The organism is Curtobacterium sp. MCLR17_042 (genome assembly GCF_003234695.1).
In the GTDB taxonomy this organism is placed as follows: Bacteria; Actinomycetota; Actinomycetes; order Actinomycetales; family Microbacteriaceae; genus Curtobacterium; species Curtobacterium flaccumfaciens.
The window spans coordinates 79,904-97,548 of record NZ_QKTD01000005.1 but is presented as its reverse complement, the minus strand read 5'-3'; the positions used below and the strand labels follow the sequence as shown (position 1 = coordinate 97,548).

Genomic DNA, 17,645 nt, shown 5'->3' with positions numbered 1-17,645 from the left:
GGTTTCACACCCGTGGAACGGGGGCGCAACGGCAGCGCGGGACCGTGGTCCCACCCCGACCCAGTCACCCGAACCGGAAGGCCACGATGTCCAGCATCACGAAGGACCCCGCGTCACTCGGAGCCGTACCCGCACCCCAGCGGACGATGCGCGGCTCGCTCGGCGTCACCGCGATCGTGTTCATGGTCGTCGCGGCCGCCGCCCCGCTCACCGTCGTCGGCGGTGCCGCCCCGCTCGGCATGCTGCTCGGCAACGGCGTCGGGTTCCCCTCGCTCTACGCCGCGTCCGCCGTGATCCTGCTCCTGTTCTCGGTGGGGCTGGCGGCGATGACCCGGCACCTGCCACGACCCGGCGCCTTCTTCACGTTCGTGGGTCACGGGCTCGGTCGTCCGGCCGGTGCGGGGGCGGCCACCCTGGCGCTGCTGACCTACACGACGATCCAGGTCAGCGTGCACGGCTACATCGGGTACCTGCTCGGGGTGACCGTCACGGGCCTCGGTGGGCCGGACATCCCCTGGTACGTGTGGTCCCTGGTCGTCGTGGCGCTCGTCGGGGTGCTCGGCTACCGGCACATCGACCTGTCGAGCAAGGTCCTCGGCGTGCTGCTCGTCGGCGAGGTCGGGATCGTGCTCGTCCTGGTCGCCGCGATCGTGTTCCGCGGCGGTGCCGACGGGCTCTCGCTCGCGCCGTTCGAACCGACCCACGTCATGTCCGGCTCACCCGGCGTCGGCCTCATGTTCGCGATCGCGGCGTTCATCGGGTTCGAGGCGACCGCGATCTTCCGCGACGAGGCGAAGGACCCGGAGCGCACGATCCCCCGGGCCACCTACACCGCCGTCATCGGCATCGGCGTGTTCTACACGCTGGCGTCGTGGGGACTCGTGATGGCCTGGGGTCCGGACGGCGTGCTCGCCGAGGCCGCGAAGGACCCGGGCGCGCTCATCCTCACCACGGCGGCGCAGTACATCGGCACCGCGGGCGAGGCCGTCATGAACGTGCTGCTGCTCACGAGCATGTTCGCCTGCGTCCTGTCCTTCCACAACGTCATCACCCGCTACCAGCACTCGATGGCGAACGCCTCGCTCCTGCCCGGTCGTCTCGGCAGCGTGCACCGCAAGCACGAGTCGCCGCACGCCTCGAGCGTCGTGCAGACCGTCACCGCCGCCGTGCTCATGGTCCTGTTCGCCGTCCTCGGCCTCGACCCGGTCCTGCAGGTCTTCAGCTGGTTCGCCGGCGTCGCCACCCTGGGCGTGGCGATCCTGATGGCCGCGACGAGCCTCGCCGTCATCGTCTACTTCCGCCGGAACCGCGCCGACCGCCGCATCTGGAACACCGTCATCGCCCCGGTCCTGGGGTTCGTCGGGCTCGTCGCCTCGGCCGTCCTGATCTGGGCGAACTTCCCGACGCTCGTCGGCGACGTCGACGGTTCCGGAGCGAGTGTCTTCGGTGTCGTCAGCACCGTGCTCACCGGCCTCGTCGTGGTCGTGCCCGCCGTCGGCGTGCTGCAGGCCGTGGTGCTGCGCCGGCGCGACCGCCGCCGCTACGACCAGATGCTCGACCGTCTCGCCAGCGACGGCTGACCGACCCACCCGACCCGCGCCTCCAGACCGAACCGAAGGAACCACCAGCATGACCCTCACCGATCCCGTCACCGCCACCACCCACCCGCTCGCGAACCTGAGCCCCGACGAGTTCACCGCCGTCCGCGACGTCGTCACGGCGCAGCCGGACTGGACCGACACCACGCGCTTCGTCTACGTCGGCCTCGACGAGCCGCACAAGCAGCAGGTCCTGGCCTGGCAGGCCGGCGACGGTCCCCTGCCGGACCGCCGTGCCCGCGTGATGCTCCTCGACATGGCGACCGGACGTTCCACCGACGGCGTCGTCTCGATCACCGACCGGATCGTCCTGTCCACCGACGTGCTCGACGGGTCCCGTGGACAGCTGCCCGTCCTCATCGAGGAGTTCGACGCCGTCGGCGAGATCGCGAACGCGGACGAGCGCTGGGTCGCCGCCCTGGCGAAGCGCGGCCTGACGCCGGACGAGGTGAAGTGCGTCCCGCTGTCGGCCGGGTACTACGACTACCCCGAGGAGGAGGGGCGCCGGATCCTCCGCGTGCTCGCCTTCCGCCAGGACCACCCCGCCGACCACGTCTGGGCGCACCCCGTGGACGGCCTGTCCGTGTACGTCGACGCCGCCAACCGTGCGGTGACCCGCATCGTGGACGTCGCGGAGATGCCCGTGCCCGCCACGTCCGGCAACTTCGACGACCCGGCGGTGCAGGGCGAACCGCTCGACCTCAAGCCGATCGTCATCACGCAGCCCGAGGGGCCGTCGTTCTCGGTCGACGGCGAGTTCGTCGAGTGGGCGAACTGGCGGTTCCAGGTCGGGTTCGACGCCCGAGAGGGGCTCGTGCTCCGGCAGCTGTCCTGGCAGGACGGTGCGCGGCTGCGGCCGATCGTCTACCGGGCCTCGATCGACGAGATGCTCGTGCCCTACGGTGACCCGTCGCCGGTGCGGTTCTGGCAGAACTACTTCGACACCGGCGAGTACCTGTTCGGACGCTTCACGAACTCGCTCGAGCTCGGCTGCGACTGCGTCGGCGAGATCAAGTACTTCGACGCCGTCCTGGCCGACGAGCTCGGCAACCCGCAGACCATCCGCAACGGCATATGCATGCACGAGGAGGACTTCGGCACGCTGTGGAAGCACGGGGACATCTACACCGGTTCGCAGGAGGTCCGGCGCTCCCGTCGGCTGGTGATCTCGTTCTTCACCACCGTCGGCAACTACGACTACGGGTTCTACTGGTACCTGTACCTCGACGGCACGATCGAGTGCGAGGCGAAGCTCACCGGTGTCCTCTTCACCTCGTCGTACCCGGGTCGGACGGAGTCCGGGGCGGACTACCCGTACGCCTCCGAGGTCGCGCCCGGACTCGGCGCCCCGTACCACCAGCACCTGTTCTCGGCGCGGCTGGACATGATGGTCGACGGGCTGTCGAACGCGGTGGACGAGGTCGATGCCGTCCGGGTCCCCGTCGGCCCGGGCAACGAGCACGGCAACGCGTTCACGAAGTCGGTCACCCGGCTGTCGTCCGAGTCGTCCTCCGGCCGTCTCGCCGACGCGTCGAAGGCCCGGACGTGGTTCATCTCGAACACCGAGGAGCGCAACCACCTCGACCGCCCCACCGGGTACGTGCTGTACCCGCAGGACGCCCCGGTGCTGCTCGCGGACGACTCGTCGTCGGTGGCCGCACGCGCCGAGTTCGCACGGAAGCACCTGTACGTGACGCAGTACGACCCGGCCGAGCGCTTCGCCGCCGGGGACTTCGTGCACCAGAACCCCGGCGGGGACGGCGTCGCCCGGTACGTGCAGGGTGACCGTCCGCTCGACGGCGAGGACATCGTGCTGTGGCACACCTTCGGCCCCACGCACTTCCCCCGGCCCGAGGACTGGCCCGTCATGCCCGTCGACTACGCCAAGTTCACGCTCAAGCCGTACGGGTTCTTCCCGCGGAACCCGGCCCTGAACGTGCCGGCGTCGATCGGGGCGGCCGCCGGGTCGCACTGCTCGCACCACGTCTCCGGCGCCGTCGAGGCCGCACACGACGCAGCCGAGCACCAGCACGACCACGGGCACGGGCACGGGGACGGGCACTGACGTGACCGATCTGCTCGGGCTCGCGGCCATCGTGCCGGCGTCGGCCGGGGCCTGCTGCACGGTCGGGGCGTGGCGCCCCGGCCGTGCGGTCGACGTGGTCGCCGCGGTCGCGATGGTGGCGGCGATGGTCGACGGGGCGTTCGGACCCCGGGTCCTGCCGGGTGTCCTCTGGTTCCTGGTGCTGGCGTTCCTCGCCGTGGTGGTCGCCGGGGTGCACCGGTTGCAGTCCACGTCCGCCTGGAGGCGCGGGTCGGCTCAGCCGCCGGGCGTGGCCTCCGCACACGGCCGGTACGGGCGACTGCACGCTGCCCTGGGCCTGCTCGTGATGGGTGCGATGGGTGTCGGCATGGCGCACGACGCCGGCGCCGCGGGGACGCACCAGCACCTCGGGGTGGTCGCGGTGACGTGGCAGGTGGTGCTCGGCGGGTTGACCCTCGGGTACCTGGTGCTCACCGTCCACATGCTCCGTGACGGCGTCCGGCGACGTTCGCGTCCGCTGCCGCTGGTCGAGACCCTGGCGATGGGGGTCGCGGTCGCGGTGATGTCCGCGGCGATGGTCTGAGGCGCGTGCCGCGAGCCGCCGAACCGTTCGGCGCGCAAAACGTACACAGTGCGAATGGTTCGTTGAACTGACCGTTCACTTTGTGAAAGAGTTCAGCCGTCCGCAGGGGACACACGGCAAGCAAGAAGGGCGGGACACGACATGCACAGCACGTACTCCGGGATGCCTCGGACGGCACGGATCGGTGGCAGCCACACCCGCGTCGGTCTCACCGACCCGGCGATCATCGACGCGTACGTCGAGCGTCGCATCCAGGACCCCTCGCTGCTCGCCGGTCGTTCCGAACCGTCCTACGCGGACTTCTTCAGCACGCCTGCCGTTTAGCAAGGAGCGCATGACCCCATGCCGTTGACCGTCGTCCGTCGAGAGCACGTCCACCTCTACGCCCGCGAACCCGAGTCCGGGGTCGCGAAGACCGCCGTCGACGCGCTGCTCCGCCTGCAGCACGCCGAGGACCAGCAGATCGAGTCCGCCCGCATCGAGAGCGGCCTGTCGAAGAACGAGTTCCTCGCCGTCCGGTACATGCTCCAGGCACACCGGGACGGCCGCACGATGGGGCCGAAGGACCTCGCCGTGATGCTCGCCGTCTCGAACGCCTCGGTCACCAAGATCGTCGACGGGCTCGTGCAGAAGGGCCTGCTGTCCCGCACGGCGCACCCCACCGACCGTCGTGCGCAGGTGCTCGCCCCGACCGACCAGGCCGCCGAGAAGATCGACGCCTCGTACGCGCGCTTCCACGCGGCCGTCGTCGAGGTGCTCGAGCAACTTCCCGACACGGACAACGCCGTCCTCGCCGACTCGCTCACGAAGATCGTCGACGCGCTCGCCGCGGGCGCGCCCGCGCCGGTCGACGAGTACACGGTCGACGACCAGGACTGACGCGAGCGCGCCCGGCTGACGCGACCCGGCGGCTGCGACGCGACCCCGATACGGACTGGAGGCCCGTGGTGCGCCCGCCACGGGCCTCCAGTCCGGACGGTGGCGAGAAAACCTTCCAGCGGTAAGTTGGGTGCATGACCCACCCCGCGGACGATGCCGACGCGGTCCAGCCGCGCCGCGGCGGGTACCGCAAGGGCGCCGAGCGGCGCACGCAGATCCTCGACGAGATGATCCGCATGGTCGCGGAGCAGGGGGTCGACGCATCGTCGCTCCGCTCGGTGGCCGAGGCCCTCGGGATCACGCACGCGGCACTCCGCCACTACTTCCCGAGCCGCGACGAACTGCTGCTCGCCGTCTACCGGGAGCACGAGGTCCGCGAGCAGGGCGCGCCCGACCGGATGAAGTCGGCGATCGGCGACATGCGCGAGAGCGCATCGCGCAACCGGGCCGTGCCGGGGCTGGTGCAGCTGTACACGACCCTCGCGGCCGACGCCGTGCAGGAGGGCCACCCGGCCACACGCGACTTCATGCGCGAACGCTTCGCCCGCCTGCGCGCCGAACTCGCCGAACTGATCGAGGCGGACCAGGCGAGTGGCCGGATCCGCGCCGACCTGGACCCGGTCGACCTGGCGAGCCTGAGCATCGCGGCATCCGACGGGCTGCAGGTCCAGTGGCTGCTCGACCCCGACGCCGTCGACGGCGAGCGGGTGCTGCGGCTGCTCGAGCAGCTCGTCCCGCCGGTGCGCTGAGCGGCCAGGGGTACGCCCAGACCGCCGGTGGCACAGCGACCGGCCGGTAGAAGGGCAGCATGACCACTTCCACGCGCACCCCGCTCGGCGTCACGCTCGTCGACGGGGGCGCCAACGTCGCCCTGTTCTCGAGCACCGCCGAGCGGGTCGAGTTCTGCACCTTCGACGACGACGGCACCGAGCACCGCACCGAGCTCCGCAACCGCACCGGCTACACCTTCCACGACGTCGTCCCCGGCGTGAGGGTCGGCACCCGCTACGGCTTCCGCGTGCACGGTGCGTGGGACCCGGCGAACGGCCTGCGTCACAACGGCGCGAAGCTCCTGCTCGACCCCTACGCCACCGCGATCGACGGCACCTACGAGTGGGGCCAGGCGCTCTTCGGTCACGACATGAACGAGCCCGAGCAGATCGACGAGACCGACTCGGCCAGCGCGATGCCCAAGTCCGTCGTCGCCGACCGGTCCTTCGACTGGGACGGTGACACCCTGCTGCGGACCCCGCTCGCCGACACCGTCGTGTACGAGGTGCACGTCAAGGGCTTCACGAAGCAGCACCCGGACGTCCCCGAGGAGATCCGCGGCACCTACGCCGGCATGGCCCACCCGGCGGCGATCAAGCACCTGACGGACCTCGGGGTCACCGCGGTCGAGCTGCTGCCGACGCACCAGTTCGTGCAGGACTCGACGCTCCTCGACAAGGGCCTCCGCAACTACTGGGGCTACAACAGCATCGGCTTCTTCGCGCCGCACGACGAGTACTCGTCCTCCGGCACCGCCGGGCAGCAGGTCGCCGAGTTCAAGGCGATGGTGAAGGCCCTGCACGCCGCGGGGCTCGAGGTCATCATGGACGTCGTCTACAACCACACCGCCGAGGGCAACCACATGGGCCCGACGCTGTCGTTCAAGGGGATCGACAACCAGTCGTACTACCGGCTGGTCGAGGGTGACGAGGCGAACTACTTCGACACCACCGGCACCGGCAACAGCCTGAACGTCGGGCACCCGGCGGCCCTCGGACTCATCATGGACTCGCTCCGCTACTGGGTCGAGGAGATGCACGTCGACGGCTTCCGGTTCGACCTGGCCACGACGCTCACCCGCCAGGACGGCGAGGCCGAGAAGCACTCCGCGTTCCTCGACATCATCCACCAGGACCCCGTGCTGCGCGAGGTCAAGATGATCGCCGAGCCGTGGGACACCGCCGGCTACCAGGTCGGCGGGTTCCCGGCCGACTGGTCCGAGTGGAACGGCAAGTACCGCGACGACCTGCGCGCGTTCTGGCGCGGCGACGAGGGTGCGCTCGGCGACGCCGTCCAGCGGGTCCTCGGCAGCCCCGACGTCTACGAGGGCTCGCGGCGTTCCCCGCTGTGCTCGATCGACTTCGTGACCGCCCACGACGGTTTCACCCTGGCCGACCTGACGATGTACGCCGACAAGCACAACGAGGCGAACGGCGAGGACAACAACGACGGTGAGAGCGACAACACCTCGTTCAACGGCGGCATCGAGGGCCCGACCGACGACGGCGCGGTGAACGACTACCGCGACCGGCAGCGCCGCAACTTCCTCGGCACCCTGCTGCTCTCCGCCGGCGTGCCGATGATCCTGGGTGGCGACGAGCTCGCCCGGTCGCAGGGCGGCAACAACAACGCGTACTGCCAGGACGACGAGATCTCGTGGTTCGACTGGGCCGCGGCCGACCAGGACCTGCTCGCCTTCACCACGGCGGCCATCGCGTTCCGTCGGCAGCACCAGGCGCTGCGTCCGGAGTGGTTCCGCACCGCACCGGGTGACTCGGCGTCGACGGTGACCGTGCTCCGTGCCGACGCCGCCGGGTTCGAGGACGGCGACTGGGCGGACGGCGGCAACCGGGCCGTGACGCTCGTGCTCCACCAGGGCGACGACACCGTGGCCGTGCTGCTGAACGCGTCGGACACCACGGTGGAGTTCACGCTGCCGGAGCGTCCGGGTGGGGGCAGCTGGTCCCTCGGGCTGTCGAGCGACCCCGACCAGGCCGTGGTGGGCGACGCGGCGACGCTGCTCGTGCGCGACGCGTCCTTCACCGCGCTGGTCTGAGGCGCGAGCTCGCGGGCGCGGTTTCGCTTGGTGAGCAGAAATGGTCGGGTTCCCGTTCGGGACCCGACCATTCCTGCTCACGAAGTGGTGCGCGTGGTGCTCGCGGCGCTCCTAGGCGTTCGCGCCCGCGGTCAGCACGGCTGCCGCGGGGTCGAAGTCCTCGGGCAGCGGCGGGACCGCGTCCACGGTCGACGTGATGTCGACGGCGGAACCCGACTCGGCCGCGTCACGGATGCCGAGCAGCACGTCGAGCACGTGCAGCGCGACGGCGCCGGAGGCACGCTCGGGGCGGTCCTCCGCGATGGCGCGGGCGAGCTCGACGACACCGGTGCCACGGCCCCAGGTGGAGCCGACCGCTTCGAGCGTCTCGGGCTCTTCCTGGCCGTAGCGCCAGAGCTGCGACGAGCCCTCGAACGTGTTCGGGTCCGGCAGCGAGATCGTGCCGAGCGTGCCGTTGATCTCGACGAAGCCCATGCGCGGCAGGGCGTGCTGGAACGAGAACGTCGACTGGGCGGACTGCCCGCCGGCGAACTCGATCAGGGCAGCGTGGTGCGTCGGGACCTCGACCGGGAACGTCTCGCCGGCGCGGGGGCCGGACGCGATCGTGCGACGGTCGAGCGACTTCGACGAGACGGCCTGCACGCGCGAGGCGGTGCCGAACGCGTGCACCAGGGTCGTCACGTAGTACGGACCCATGTCGAACAGGGGGCCGGCACCGGTGGCGAACAGGAAGTCCGGGTTCGGGTGCCACGCCTCGGGTCCGGGGACGTGGAACAGCGTCGTCGCGGACAGCGGCTCGCCGATGTCACCGCGGGCGATGGCCCGGAGCGCCGTCTGGATGCCCGCGCCGAGCACGGTGTCCGGAGCGGTCGCGACGCGCAGGCCCTTGGCCTTCGCCGACTCGAGCACCGCGGCGGCCGACGCGTGGTCGGTCGCGATCGGCTTCTCGCTCCAGACGTGCTTGCCGGCGTCGATGATCTGCTGGTCGACCTCGGCGTGTGCGGCCGGGATCGTCAGGTTGATCACGATCGAGATGTCGTCGCGGGCGAGGAGTTCCTCGACCGATCCCGACGAGGCGACGCCGTACTCTGCCGCCTGGGCAGCAGCGCGGTCGAGCAGCACGTCGGCGACGAAGCGGACCTCGACGTCGGCGAACTTGGTCAGGTTCTCGAGGTACTGGGTGGAGATGTTGCCGGCACCGATGATGCCGATCCCGACACGGCTCACTTGTCGTTGTCCTTGAGCCAGGTGAGGGACTCGGTGATGCCCTCGAAGACGTCGCCCTTGTACGCGTCGAACTCGACCACGCGGATCGCCTGCGGTGCGGCGCCGAGGATGGCGGTCACGTCGACGTCGCCCTGACCGGCCGGCGTCTGGTTCTCGAAGGCGCGCTGCAGTGCCTCGGGCACGATGAGGGCGCTCTCGGACGAGGGCAGCGCGGTGCGGATGTCACCGTCGACCTTGCCGTCCTTGACGTGGATCGCGACGACGCGGTCGCCCAGGCCCTTGAGCACGGCAGGGGCGTCGGCGCCACCGACGGTCGCCCAGAAGGTGTCGACCTCGAGGACGGTCTCCGGCGACAGCTGCGACACGAACAGGTCGTAGACGGTGCGGCCGTCGACCTTGTTCGTGAACTCCCACTGGTGGTTGTGGTACCCGAACTGCAGGCCACGGCCGGCGGCCTCGGCGGTCAGCTCGTTGACGCGCTCGGCGATCTTCGCGACGTCGTCGGCGGTCTGCCAGCGGTCGGTCGGGATGAACGGGTCGATGACGGTGCGGATGCCGAGGCGCTCGGCGGCGTCCCAGATCGGCGCGGTGTCCTCGGCGTCGATCACGGCGACGTGGCCGGACGGAGCCTTGAGGCCGGTGGCCGCGAACGCACGCTCGAGGTCGGTGGCGCGCTCGACGAACGCGTAGGGCTCGACGTTCTCGTACCCGATCTCGGCGACACGGGCGATGGCCTTGTCGAGGTCTTCGGCGATGGCGTCGCGCAGCGAGTACAGCTGCACAGAAGTGGTGGGCATTGCAGAGGCTCCTTCGATCCTGTCTGGGTGTCGCGGCCCGTCGAGGAGCGATGCTCCGCGGCGAGATCGATGACGACGCTACCCCAAAAACCACCCGGTGTGTAGTTTTTGCTGCCCCGTGTGACGACCCCGGTGTTGCGGACAACACGTGTCGATGTATGCTCGCGTCGGAAAAACCTTGTCAGGCAAGGTTTTCATCGACTCAAGGAGGCGTCATGAGCACACCCGAACCCGGCAGCCCGGCACTGCTCAACCCGGAAGAGGGCATCACCCAGCCCGTCAGCACGGTCAAGGTGGGCATCGGCTACCAGATCGCCCTGTTCCTCGGGCAGTTCGGCCTCTTCGTCGCGCTCATGGCGCCCGTCTACGTGAGCATGCAGCTCAAGGCGCAGGCCCTGGTCGGCGACGACGCCGCGAACGTCATCGGCTCGGTGCTGCCGATCGGCGCGTTCGGTGCGCTCATCATGAACCCCCTCGCGGGTGCCCTGTCCGACCGCACCCGCACGCGCTGGGGCCGTCGTCGCCCCTGGCTGCTCAGCGGCGTCGTGGTCTTCGCGATCGCCCTCGCCTGGATCGCCTACTCGCCCGACGTCCTCAACCTGACGCTGGCCTGGCTGCTCGCCCAGCTCGCCGCGAACGCCACGCTCGCCACCCTGCTCGCGAGCTTCGCCGACAACGTGCCGCAGCTGCAGCGCGGCCGGTCCTCGAGCATCATCGCGCTCGCGCAGAACATCGCCGTGCTCGCCGGCACCTACCTGTCGGTCTTCTTCGTCGCGAACCTGCCCGTGCTGTTCATCGCGCCCGGCATCCTGGCGATCATCCTGGTCGCCGTGTACGCTGTCGTCGCCCGTGACGACCTGCCGACCTACACGCTCAAGAAGTTCACGTTCCTGAACCTCGTCGCGTCGTTCTGGACGAACCCGGTCAAGAACCCGGACTTCGCGTTCGCCTGGTGGTCGCGCTTCCTCATCATCCTCGCGACGTTCATGTTCACGACGTACCGCCTGCTCTACATGCAGGAGCACATCGGCATCGAGAAGCCGAAGGACGCCACGGCCGCCGTCGCCTTCGGCGTCCTGCTCTACACGATCGCGCTGCTGGTCAGCGCGGCCCTGTCCGGCTGGGCGTCGGACAAGCTCGGTCGCCGCAAGGTGTTCGTCGGCGGGTCGACGGCGATGTTCGCGGTCGGGCTCGTCGCGCTCGCGCACGCCGACACGGTCACCGGCTTCTACGTCGCCGAGGTCATCATGGGCTTCGCCTACGGCATCTACTCGGCCATCGACACGGCGCTCGTCGTCGACGTGCTGCCGAACGCCGACCGGCCCGGCAAGGACCTCGGTGTCATCAACATCGCGAACGCGCTGCCGCAGTCACTCGCGCCGGCGATCGCCCTGTTCTTCCTGAAGGTCGGGTCCGACGGAGCCGCCGACAACTACGAGCTCATGTGCTGGGCCGCCGGGGCGATCGCCCTCATCGGCGCACTCGTCGTGATCCCCATCAAGCGGGTGCGGTAGCGCCCCCGTCGCGCAACGCGACAAGAGGAGGACGGGAGGCCCGTGGCGACGCCGCCACGGGCCTCCCGTCCGTCTGCCTGGTTGCGTCAGCCGGCCCCGATAGCGTGATCCACATGCTCGTCGCCGCCCCTGCCCCGTTCGACACCCCCGCAGGCCGCATCGTCGGGGCGGTCGACGGCGACGTGGTGCGGGCGCTCGGGATCCCGTACGCGCAGGCCGAACGGTTCGCCCCGCCGCAGCCGATGCCACCGTTCGATGGCGAGCTGCACGCGTCCACCCCGTCGCCGGTCGCACCGCAGCCGCACGAGGAGTTCGTCGACCTGCTGCTCAACCCGATCCAGGGCATCGAGGTCGACGAGCACTGCCAGCGGCTCTCGATCACGCTGCCCGCCGACGTGCGGCCGGACGAGCAGCTGCCCGTGATGGTCTGGATCCACGGTGGCTCGTACGTCATCGGCGGCGGCGACCTGCCGATCTACGACGCCCGCGACCTGGTGACCGAGCAGCGCGTGATCGTGGTGTCGGTCACGTTCCGGCTCGGCGTGCTCGGGTTCCTCGGTGACGGCGAGACGATCCCGGCCAACCTCGGGCTGCTCGACCTGGTCGAGTCGCTGCGCTGGGTGCACGCGAACATCGCTTCGTTCGGCGGCGACCCCGACCTGGTCACCGTCTTCGGGCAGTCGGCCGGCGGGGACGCAGCTGCGCACCTGATGATCAGTGCCGGCGCCGAAGGGCTCTTCCGCCGTGCGATCATCCAGAGCGCTCCGCTCGGGCTGTCCCGCCGTCGGGCACGGATGAACCGCGCGATGGTCCGGGCGGTCGGCACCGTGCACGCCGACACCCCGCTCGAGGACCTGCTCGACCGTCAGGCACTCGGCACCCGGGCCGCCGCGCCGTACGGGCTCGCCGCCGGCATGCCCTTCGGCACCCAGTACGGCTTCGCGCCGCTGCCCGCCGAGCGTGACCTCGACGCCGCGTGGAGCCGGGTCGCCCCCGACGTCGACGTGCTGATCGGGTCCGGTTCGGACGAGGCCGGCATGTACGTGCCGCTCGTGCCCGGCCTGCGTCGGGTCACCCGGTCACGGGTGCTGCGGTCGGCCCTGCGGTGGTGGGTCGTGCGTCCGCTGTCCGACGTCATCTACGGCCGCGATGCCCGACGGTTCACCGAACGGCACCGACGCGCCGGCGGTCGGGCGACCTCGTACCGACTGCACCGCGGTGTCACGAGCGCCCCGACCGGGGCCGTGCACATGAGCGACCTGCCGCTGCTGCTCGGTGGCCGCGAGGCCTGGGCCGGCACCCGGTTCGTCCCCGAACGCGACTGGCCCGAGGTCGAGCGCCGCGGCCGGGCGTTCCGGGCGATCTGGGCCGACTTCGCCCGCACCGGCGAGGTCCGGGCCCCTGACGACGAGACGCTGACATTCGACCGCGGCTGACCGGGAGCCGGCGACGGAGGCCTCGCCCCCTGAACTGGCGGTCGCGGGCCGCTGACCGGCCCCGCACAATCGTCAGCATGCCCACGACCGACGTCGACCTCCGCGCACGCATCGTCGCCGGGGCGATCAGTGCCTACCGAGCCGGGGACTTCCACCGTGTCGGGCCCGACGAGGTCGCCGAGCACGCCGGGGTCACGGCCGACGAGTTCCACCGGGCGTACCCGATGTGGGAACTCCTGGTGGTCGCGGTCATGGACAAGTGGAACAACGGCAGCCGACGCGAGCTCTGGCCGATCGCGGAGCGGGACGGCACGGTCGCCTACCTGCGTGCCCGTCTCGCCGCGGGCGTTGAGGATCCGGCCCTCGTGCGCCTCCGGGTCGCCGTGCTCAGCGCCGCCTCGAACCCCGACCACCCCGCCGCCGGGTGGTTCCGCACGCAGTACACGCGGGCGTTCGAGGACGTCACCCTCGCCCTGGTCCGCGACGTCGTCGCTGGCCGAGAGTCCCGTGGCGCCTCGCCCCGGCACGCCGCCGAGCAGCTCATGGCGCTGTACGAGGGGCTCCAGCTGCAGTCCGTCATCCGTGACGACGGGGAGCCGCTCAGCGCCTTCGACCGGGCGGTCGCCCGGATGCGTGTCGGCTGGGCGGCGGCACGCGTCGACGCCTGATCCGGGTCGGGCGCGCACGTCGGGTCCGGTTGGCCGGGAGGCCCATGGCGGCGGCGACTCGCGCCTGCCGGCCCGGGGAGTGGTCGCGACACACCGCACGTGCAGCGTCGCGCGGTCACGTTCCGTCGTCTGCGGGCGGCGGGGCCGACGGTCTGTGACCGCTCGGCGTGCGGGCCGCGGGGTGTCGTGACCGGTGGCGGGCTGGCGGAGCGTCCGCACCACCCCGGTCCACGGCCTGGAGGCCCGGCGCGGCTGGCAGACGTCGGTGCACCCACCTGGCATGGTCGGCCCATGGAGTACACGGACTACGACACCCGGCTCGCCGCCTACGGCGTGATCACGGACGGTGACCGCGTGCTCCTGGCGAAGCTGCGTCACCCCGACGCGGGCACGTGGACGCTGCCGGGCGGCGGGGTCGAGTTCGACGAGACCGTCGAGCAGGCCGTCGTGCGTGAGATCCGCGAGGAGACCGGGTACGAGGCCCAAGCCGGTGCCCTGCTCGGGGTCCGACACCACATCGTCCCCGCCGAACGCCGCATCCACGCCAACGGTCGCCCGATGAAGGCCGTGCAGGTGGTGTTCCGGGCGACGATCACCGGGGGAGCCCTGCGGCACGAGCTCGACGGCTCGACCGACGAGTCGCGGTGGATCCCCGTCGCCGAGCTCCCGCACCACCGCCACGGCCTGCTCGTGCCGATCGCCCTCGGCTGGGCGGGTGCCCTGTCCCGCTGACCGCGTCAACCCGCGGCCTGCTCGGTCATCGCTCACCCAGCAGGGCGGAGATGCTGTCCAGCCAGTTCTGCGTGAGGTACTCGTCCGTGAACAGGTCCCGCCACTGCTCGGTCGGCGCGAACTCCCGCTCGTCCAGGTTCCACTCCGCGCGGACCCTCGCCCGCTCCGCCAGGAGTTCCCCGCGGGTCCATTGCCGTCCCAGCACCTTCGTCATGGCCGTCCTCTCGTCGGTGAGAGGACGGTAGGACGATCAGCAGCGCCGACGCGAGCTTTCGGAATACAACATGTTCACTCCTCGATGACGCTGAGGACGTTGCCCGACGGGTCGGTGAACCAGGCGATGAGCGGGCCGCCCTTCCGGTTCACACCCCGCTCGTCGGTCACCCCCTCGTACTGCAGGAACACGACGCCCTTCGCGGTGAGCTCGTCGACCGCGGCGTCGATGTCCGGCACCGGGAAGTTCAGCACCGTGAAGGCCGCCGGTTCGTGACCCGGGCCCTTCGGGTAGACGAGCACCTGGTGTCCACCGCCGAGCTGCAGGAAGAGCATGCCGTGGTCCTCGGTGACCTCGACCCCCAGGACGTCCTCGTAGAACGCCTTCGCCTCGGGCACGTCGCGCACCGAGAACCCGCTGAACGCCTTCGTCGCATCGACCATGCGGCAAGTGAACCACCGCGGCCCGGCGTCGGTGCGCTCTGCGAGGATGAAGCCGTGAGCGACTCCGGCACGACCGTCGACCAGGCCGTCGAGCGCGCCGTCGAACTGGCCCGTTCGAGCCGCCGCACCGTGCTCGGGATCGCCGGAGCACCGGGCGCCGGCAAGTCCACGCTCGCCCGCCGCATCGTCACCGCCGTCGACGACCGCCTGGGTGCAGGCACCGCTGTGCAGGTCCCGATGGACGGCTTCCACCTGTCGAACGCGGCGCTCGACGCCCTCGGCCGGCACGACCGCAAGGGCGCGGCGGACACCTTCGACGCCGACGGCTACGTCGCGCTCGTCCGCCGACTCGTCGCCGCCGACGAGGACGTGGTGTGGGCGCCGGACTTCGACCGTCGCGTGGACGAACCCGTGGCCGGCAGCATCGCGGTACCCCGCGCCGCCCGACTCGTGGTGTCCGAGGGCAACTACCTGCTCGACGACACCGCACCGTGGTCGGCGCTGCCGACGCTCTTCACCGAGACCTGGTTCTGCGCCGTCGCCGACGACGTGCGGCTCGACCGCCTGGTCGGACGACACATGCGGCACGGCCGCGACCACGACGCCGCCCGGGCGTGGGCGGTGGAGGTGGACGGCGTGAACGCCGCGAGGGTCGCGCCCACGGTGATCCGGGCCTCCAGGACGGTGTGGACGTGACCACCGACCAACGCGACCGTCGACGACCACCAGGCGACCCCGACAACGACGTGACCCCGACCACCACGACGCACCGACACCGACCCCGACACGAGGAGCGACCATGACCATCGCCATCACCGGAGCGACCGGCAACATCGGGGGCGCCGTGAGCGCGGCGCTCGCCGCGGACGCCGTGCCGTTCCGGATGCTCGTGCGCGACGCCTCCCGTGCGCCGGAACTGCCCGGCACCGAGGTCGCCGTCGCGACCTTCGCCGACGCCGACGCGAGCCGAGCGGCGCTCGAGGGCGTCGAGGTCCTGCTCATGGTCTCGGCGGCCGAGGCCCAGGACCGCCTCGACCAGCACCGGGCGTTCGTCGCCGCGGCGGCCGACGCGGGCGTGCGGCACGTCGTCTACACGTCGTTCCTCGGCGCGGCTCCCGACGCGACCTTCACGCTCGGACGCGACCACTGGGCGACGGAGCAGGCGATCCGCGAGAGCGGGATGGCGTTCACGTTCCTGCGCGACAGCTTCTACCTGGACTTCGTCGAGGACCTGGTCGGCGAGGACGGCGTGATCCGCGGGCCGGCCGGCGACGGCGCCATGGCCGCGGTGGCCCGTGCCGACGTCGCCCGGGTCGCGACCGCGGTGCTGCACGACCCGGATGCCCACCGTGACCAGACGTACGAGCTGACCGGCCCCGAGGCGATCACCCTGGCCCAGGCGGCGGCGATCGTGTCCGAGGTCCGCGGCCGGACGGTCAGCTACCACCCGGAGACCCTCGACGAGGCGTACGCATCACGTGCGCAGTGGAACCCGGAGCCGTGGCAGGCCGACGCCTGGGTGAGCACCTACACGGCCATCGCCGAGGGGGCGCTCGCGCACGTGTCCGGTGATGTCGAGCGCATCACCGGGCGTCCGCCGATGTCCCTGCGCGAGGTGCTCGCCGCGAGCTGAGCCGTGGTGGCGGTGCGCACCGGGTCCGACGGACGGCCCGGGCAGCCCGCAGTGCCACACGGTCCAGGCGATGCCGTCCGCCCGGCGCGGCTGCATCGGCAGGCGTGCGTGCCGGGTGCCGCTGGTGAGTGCTCGGCAGCCCCCGGCCAGTGCGGCGCGCAGGACCGGGTCGGTGCGGGGCGCGTGGGCCTCGACGACGAGGACGCGCAGGCCGTCGGCGATCCTCCGGCGGATCTGGTGCGTCGTGAAGACGGGCACGGTGCCCGAGAACCCGCCGTCCGTCAGCACTGGCAGCCCGGTCGCGTCGATCACGGGTGCGGAGATGTGCCACGTGTCCGTCATGAAGAGCGGTTCGTCGTGCCGGTACCCCTCCAGGCGTCGCGCGGTCGCGACGAGCCGGCTGAGGGCACGCGGGTAGGGCGTCGACCCGCCCCACGGGTCCGGGCGCGACACGTGGAAGACGTCCGGGCTGCCGACCGGGATCGGCCAGCGCGCGGGCCACGGCCCGACCGACGCGTCGACGCCGCTGCCGTCGCGGGTCGCGTCGAGGGCCTGCAGTGAGAACGCGGCGGGTCCGGCGACGAGCGCGAGCCCGGCTGCCAGCGCGATGACCGTCCGGGAGGCCCGGTGCCGGTCCGGCCCGCGCGTCGCCTCCCAGCGGGGTCGCCGCCACACCGCCACCAGCGTCGCGACGACGGCGACCGTCGAGACGGTGATCGCGGGCACGGCGAGCACGCTCGGCATCGCGGTGCCCCGAGCGAGGAACACCACCCATCCGAGCTGCGCCACGGCGAGGACGACCGGGAGCGCCCGGAGCCCTCGAGCCTGCGCCCGGACGAGCCCGACCGCACCGCGCCACCCGAGGGCTGCGAGCAGGGCGAGCTGCACGCCGATCGCGGCGACGTAGGCGGTGTGCGGCACCGCGGCCACCGAGAGCACGGCCGCCGCGGTGGCGAACCAGACCACCAGGACGGCCAGGGTGGCAGCTCCGGCGCGGGTGTCGAAGGCGTGCCCGAACGGGGAGCCGAGGGTGCCGGGTCGCTCCGCACG

17 protein-coding genes are annotated in these 17,645 nt (G+C 71.4%); 13 read left to right on the top strand and 4 right to left on the bottom strand.

The window, feature by feature from the left end; all coding sequences use genetic code 11:
• The first annotated feature begins 86 nt into the window (after positions 1–86).
• From DEJ02_RS07125 to glgX, 7 genes are all read left to right on the top strand, one after another.
• A complete protein-coding gene (locus DEJ02_RS07125) occupies positions 87–1,580 on the top strand; it encodes an APC family permease (RefSeq protein ID WP_111032476.1) in 1,494 nt (497 codons plus the stop codon).
• 49 nt (positions 1,581–1,629) lie between these two features.
• Positions 1,630–3,663, top strand: a complete 2,034-nt coding sequence (locus DEJ02_RS07120) for a primary-amine oxidase (RefSeq protein WP_111032475.1) — start codon at positions 1,630–1,632, stop codon at positions 3,661–3,663.
• A gap of 1 nt (position 3,664) precedes the next feature.
• Positions 3,665–4,225 (top strand): hypothetical protein, encoded by a 561-nt coding sequence (locus DEJ02_RS07115; RefSeq protein ID WP_111032474.1) that lies wholly within the window; start codon positions 3,665–3,667, stop codon positions 4,223–4,225.
• A gap of 141 nt (positions 4,226–4,366) precedes the next feature.
• The gene (locus DEJ02_RS07110; protein WP_071248776.1) at positions 4,367–4,549 is read left to right on the top strand and encodes a hypothetical protein; all 183 of its coding nucleotides are present in this window, start codon (positions 4,367–4,369) and stop codon (positions 4,547–4,549) included.
• An 18-nt stretch (positions 4,550–4,567) separates the two neighbouring features.
• A complete protein-coding gene (locus tag DEJ02_RS07105; protein WP_111032473.1) occupies positions 4,568–5,104 on the top strand; it encodes a MarR family winged helix-turn-helix transcriptional regulator in 537 nt (178 codons plus the stop codon).
• Between the two features lie 134 nt (positions 5,105–5,238).
• A complete protein-coding gene (locus tag DEJ02_RS07100; RefSeq protein WP_111032472.1) occupies positions 5,239–5,853 on the top strand; it encodes a TetR/AcrR family transcriptional regulator in 615 nt (204 codons plus the stop codon).
• Positions 5,854–5,912: 59 nt separating this feature from the next.
• Positions 5,913–7,931, top strand: a complete 2,019-nt coding sequence (gene glgX, locus DEJ02_RS07095) for a glycogen debranching protein GlgX (protein ID WP_111032471.1) — start codon at positions 5,913–5,915, stop codon at positions 7,929–7,931.
• Positions 7,932–8,042: 111 nt separating this feature from the next.
• Here the strand turns inward: glgX and DEJ02_RS07090 are convergent, their stop codons facing one another.
• On the bottom strand, positions 8,043–9,158 hold the full coding sequence (locus DEJ02_RS07090; protein WP_111032470.1) for a Gfo/Idh/MocA family protein: 1,116 nt from the start codon (positions 9,156–9,158) through the stop codon (positions 8,043–8,045).
• The gene (locus DEJ02_RS07085; protein ID WP_181440292.1) at positions 9,155–9,955 is read right to left on the bottom strand and encodes a sugar phosphate isomerase/epimerase; all 801 of its coding nucleotides are present in this window, start codon (positions 9,953–9,955) and stop codon (positions 9,155–9,157) included. Before DEJ02_RS07085 ends, DEJ02_RS07090 begins: the two co-directional genes overlap by 4 nt.
• Positions 9,956–10,170: 215 nt before the next feature.
• Here DEJ02_RS07085 and DEJ02_RS07080 point away from each other — a divergent pair, with 215 nt between their 5' ends.
• The 4 genes from DEJ02_RS07080 to DEJ02_RS07065 all read left to right on the top strand — a co-directional run bounded on the left by DEJ02_RS07080 (position 10,171) and on the right by DEJ02_RS07065 (position 14,305).
• Positions 10,171–11,469, top strand: coding sequence for an MFS transporter (locus DEJ02_RS07080; RefSeq protein WP_111032468.1), 1,299 nt, complete (start codon positions 10,171–10,173; stop codon positions 11,467–11,469).
• A 113-nt stretch (positions 11,470–11,582) separates the two neighbouring features.
• Positions 11,583–12,905: a carboxylesterase family protein gene (locus DEJ02_RS07075; RefSeq protein ID WP_111032534.1), complete on the top strand. Its 1,323-nt coding sequence runs from the start codon at positions 11,583–11,585 to the stop codon at positions 12,903–12,905.
• Between the two features lie 77 nt (positions 12,906–12,982).
• Complete coding sequence (locus DEJ02_RS07070; RefSeq protein WP_071404439.1) at positions 12,983–13,573, top strand: TetR/AcrR family transcriptional regulator; 591 nt, start codon at positions 12,983–12,985, stop codon at positions 13,571–13,573.
• A gap of 291 nt (positions 13,574–13,864) precedes the next feature.
• The gene (locus tag DEJ02_RS07065; RefSeq protein ID WP_027466986.1) at positions 13,865–14,305 is read left to right on the top strand and encodes an NUDIX hydrolase; all 441 of its coding nucleotides are present in this window, start codon (positions 13,865–13,867) and stop codon (positions 14,303–14,305) included.
• A 25-nt stretch (positions 14,306–14,330) separates the two neighbouring features.
• On the opposite strand, the gene DEJ02_RS07060 is transcribed toward DEJ02_RS07065, so the two are convergent.
• Entirely contained in the window at positions 14,331–14,519 is a 189-nt protein-coding gene (locus DEJ02_RS07060; protein ID WP_111032467.1) for a hypothetical protein, read from the bottom strand.
• Positions 14,520–14,593: 74 nt separating this feature from the next.
• Positions 14,594–14,962 carry a VOC family protein gene (locus DEJ02_RS07055; protein ID WP_181440291.1) on the bottom strand — a complete coding sequence of 123 codons (369 nt, stop codon included), beginning with the start codon at positions 14,960–14,962 and terminating at the stop codon, positions 14,594–14,596.
• A gap of 54 nt (positions 14,963–15,016) precedes the next feature.
• Between DEJ02_RS07055 and DEJ02_RS07050 the strand changes: the two genes are divergently transcribed.
• Together DEJ02_RS07050 and DEJ02_RS07045 are read left to right on the top strand one after the other, a co-directional pair.
• A complete protein-coding gene (locus tag DEJ02_RS07050) occupies positions 15,017–15,658 on the top strand; it encodes a nucleoside/nucleotide kinase family protein (RefSeq protein ID WP_111032466.1) in 642 nt (213 codons plus the stop codon).
• A 103-nt stretch (positions 15,659–15,761) separates the two neighbouring features.
• The gene (locus DEJ02_RS07045) at positions 15,762–16,595 is read left to right on the top strand and encodes an SDR family oxidoreductase (protein WP_111032465.1); all 834 of its coding nucleotides are present in this window, start codon (positions 15,762–15,764) and stop codon (positions 16,593–16,595) included.
• Positions 16,596–17,645 lie beyond the last annotated feature (1,050 nt).

Bases quoted from the DNA above. Each gene is read 5' to 3' on its own strand.
- DEJ02_RS07055 (WP_181440291.1), bottom strand. From the start codon at position 14,962: ATGGTCGATGCGACGAAGGCGTTCAGCGGGTTCTCGGTGCGCGACGTG.
- DEJ02_RS07075 (WP_111032534.1), top strand. From the start codon at position 11,583: ATGCTCGTCGCCGCCCCTGCCCCGTTCGACACCCCCGCAGGCCGCATC.
- DEJ02_RS07110 (WP_071248776.1), top strand. From the start codon at position 4,367: ATGCACAGCACGTACTCCGGGATGCCTCGGACGGCACGGATCGGTGGC.
- DEJ02_RS07045 (WP_111032465.1), top strand. From the start codon at position 15,762: ATGACCATCGCCATCACCGGAGCGACCGGCAACATCGGGGGCGCCGTG.
- DEJ02_RS07085 (WP_181440292.1), bottom strand. From the start codon at position 9,955: ATGCCCACCACTTCTGTGCAGCTGTACTCGCTGCGCGACGCCATCGCC.
- glgX (WP_111032471.1), top strand. From the start codon at position 5,913: ATGACCACTTCCACGCGCACCCCGCTCGGCGTCACGCTCGTCGACGGG.
- DEJ02_RS07125 (WP_111032476.1), top strand. From the start codon at position 87: ATGTCCAGCATCACGAAGGACCCCGCGTCACTCGGAGCCGTACCCGCA.
- DEJ02_RS07120 (WP_111032475.1), top strand. From the start codon at position 1,630: ATGACCCTCACCGATCCCGTCACCGCCACCACCCACCCGCTCGCGAAC.
- DEJ02_RS07105 (WP_111032473.1), top strand. From the start codon at position 4,568: ATGCCGTTGACCGTCGTCCGTCGAGAGCACGTCCACCTCTACGCCCGC.
- DEJ02_RS07070 (WP_071404439.1), top strand. From the start codon at position 12,983: ATGCCCACGACCGACGTCGACCTCCGCGCACGCATCGTCGCCGGGGCG.
- DEJ02_RS07100 (WP_111032472.1), top strand. From the start codon at position 5,239: ATGACCCACCCCGCGGACGATGCCGACGCGGTCCAGCCGCGCCGCGGC.
- DEJ02_RS07065 (WP_027466986.1), top strand. From the start codon at position 13,865: ATGGAGTACACGGACTACGACACCCGGCTCGCCGCCTACGGCGTGATC.
- DEJ02_RS07060 (WP_111032467.1), bottom strand. From the start codon at position 14,519: ATGACGAAGGTGCTGGGACGGCAATGGACCCGCGGGGAACTCCTGGCG.
- DEJ02_RS07080 (WP_111032468.1), top strand. From the start codon at position 10,171: ATGAGCACACCCGAACCCGGCAGCCCGGCACTGCTCAACCCGGAAGAG.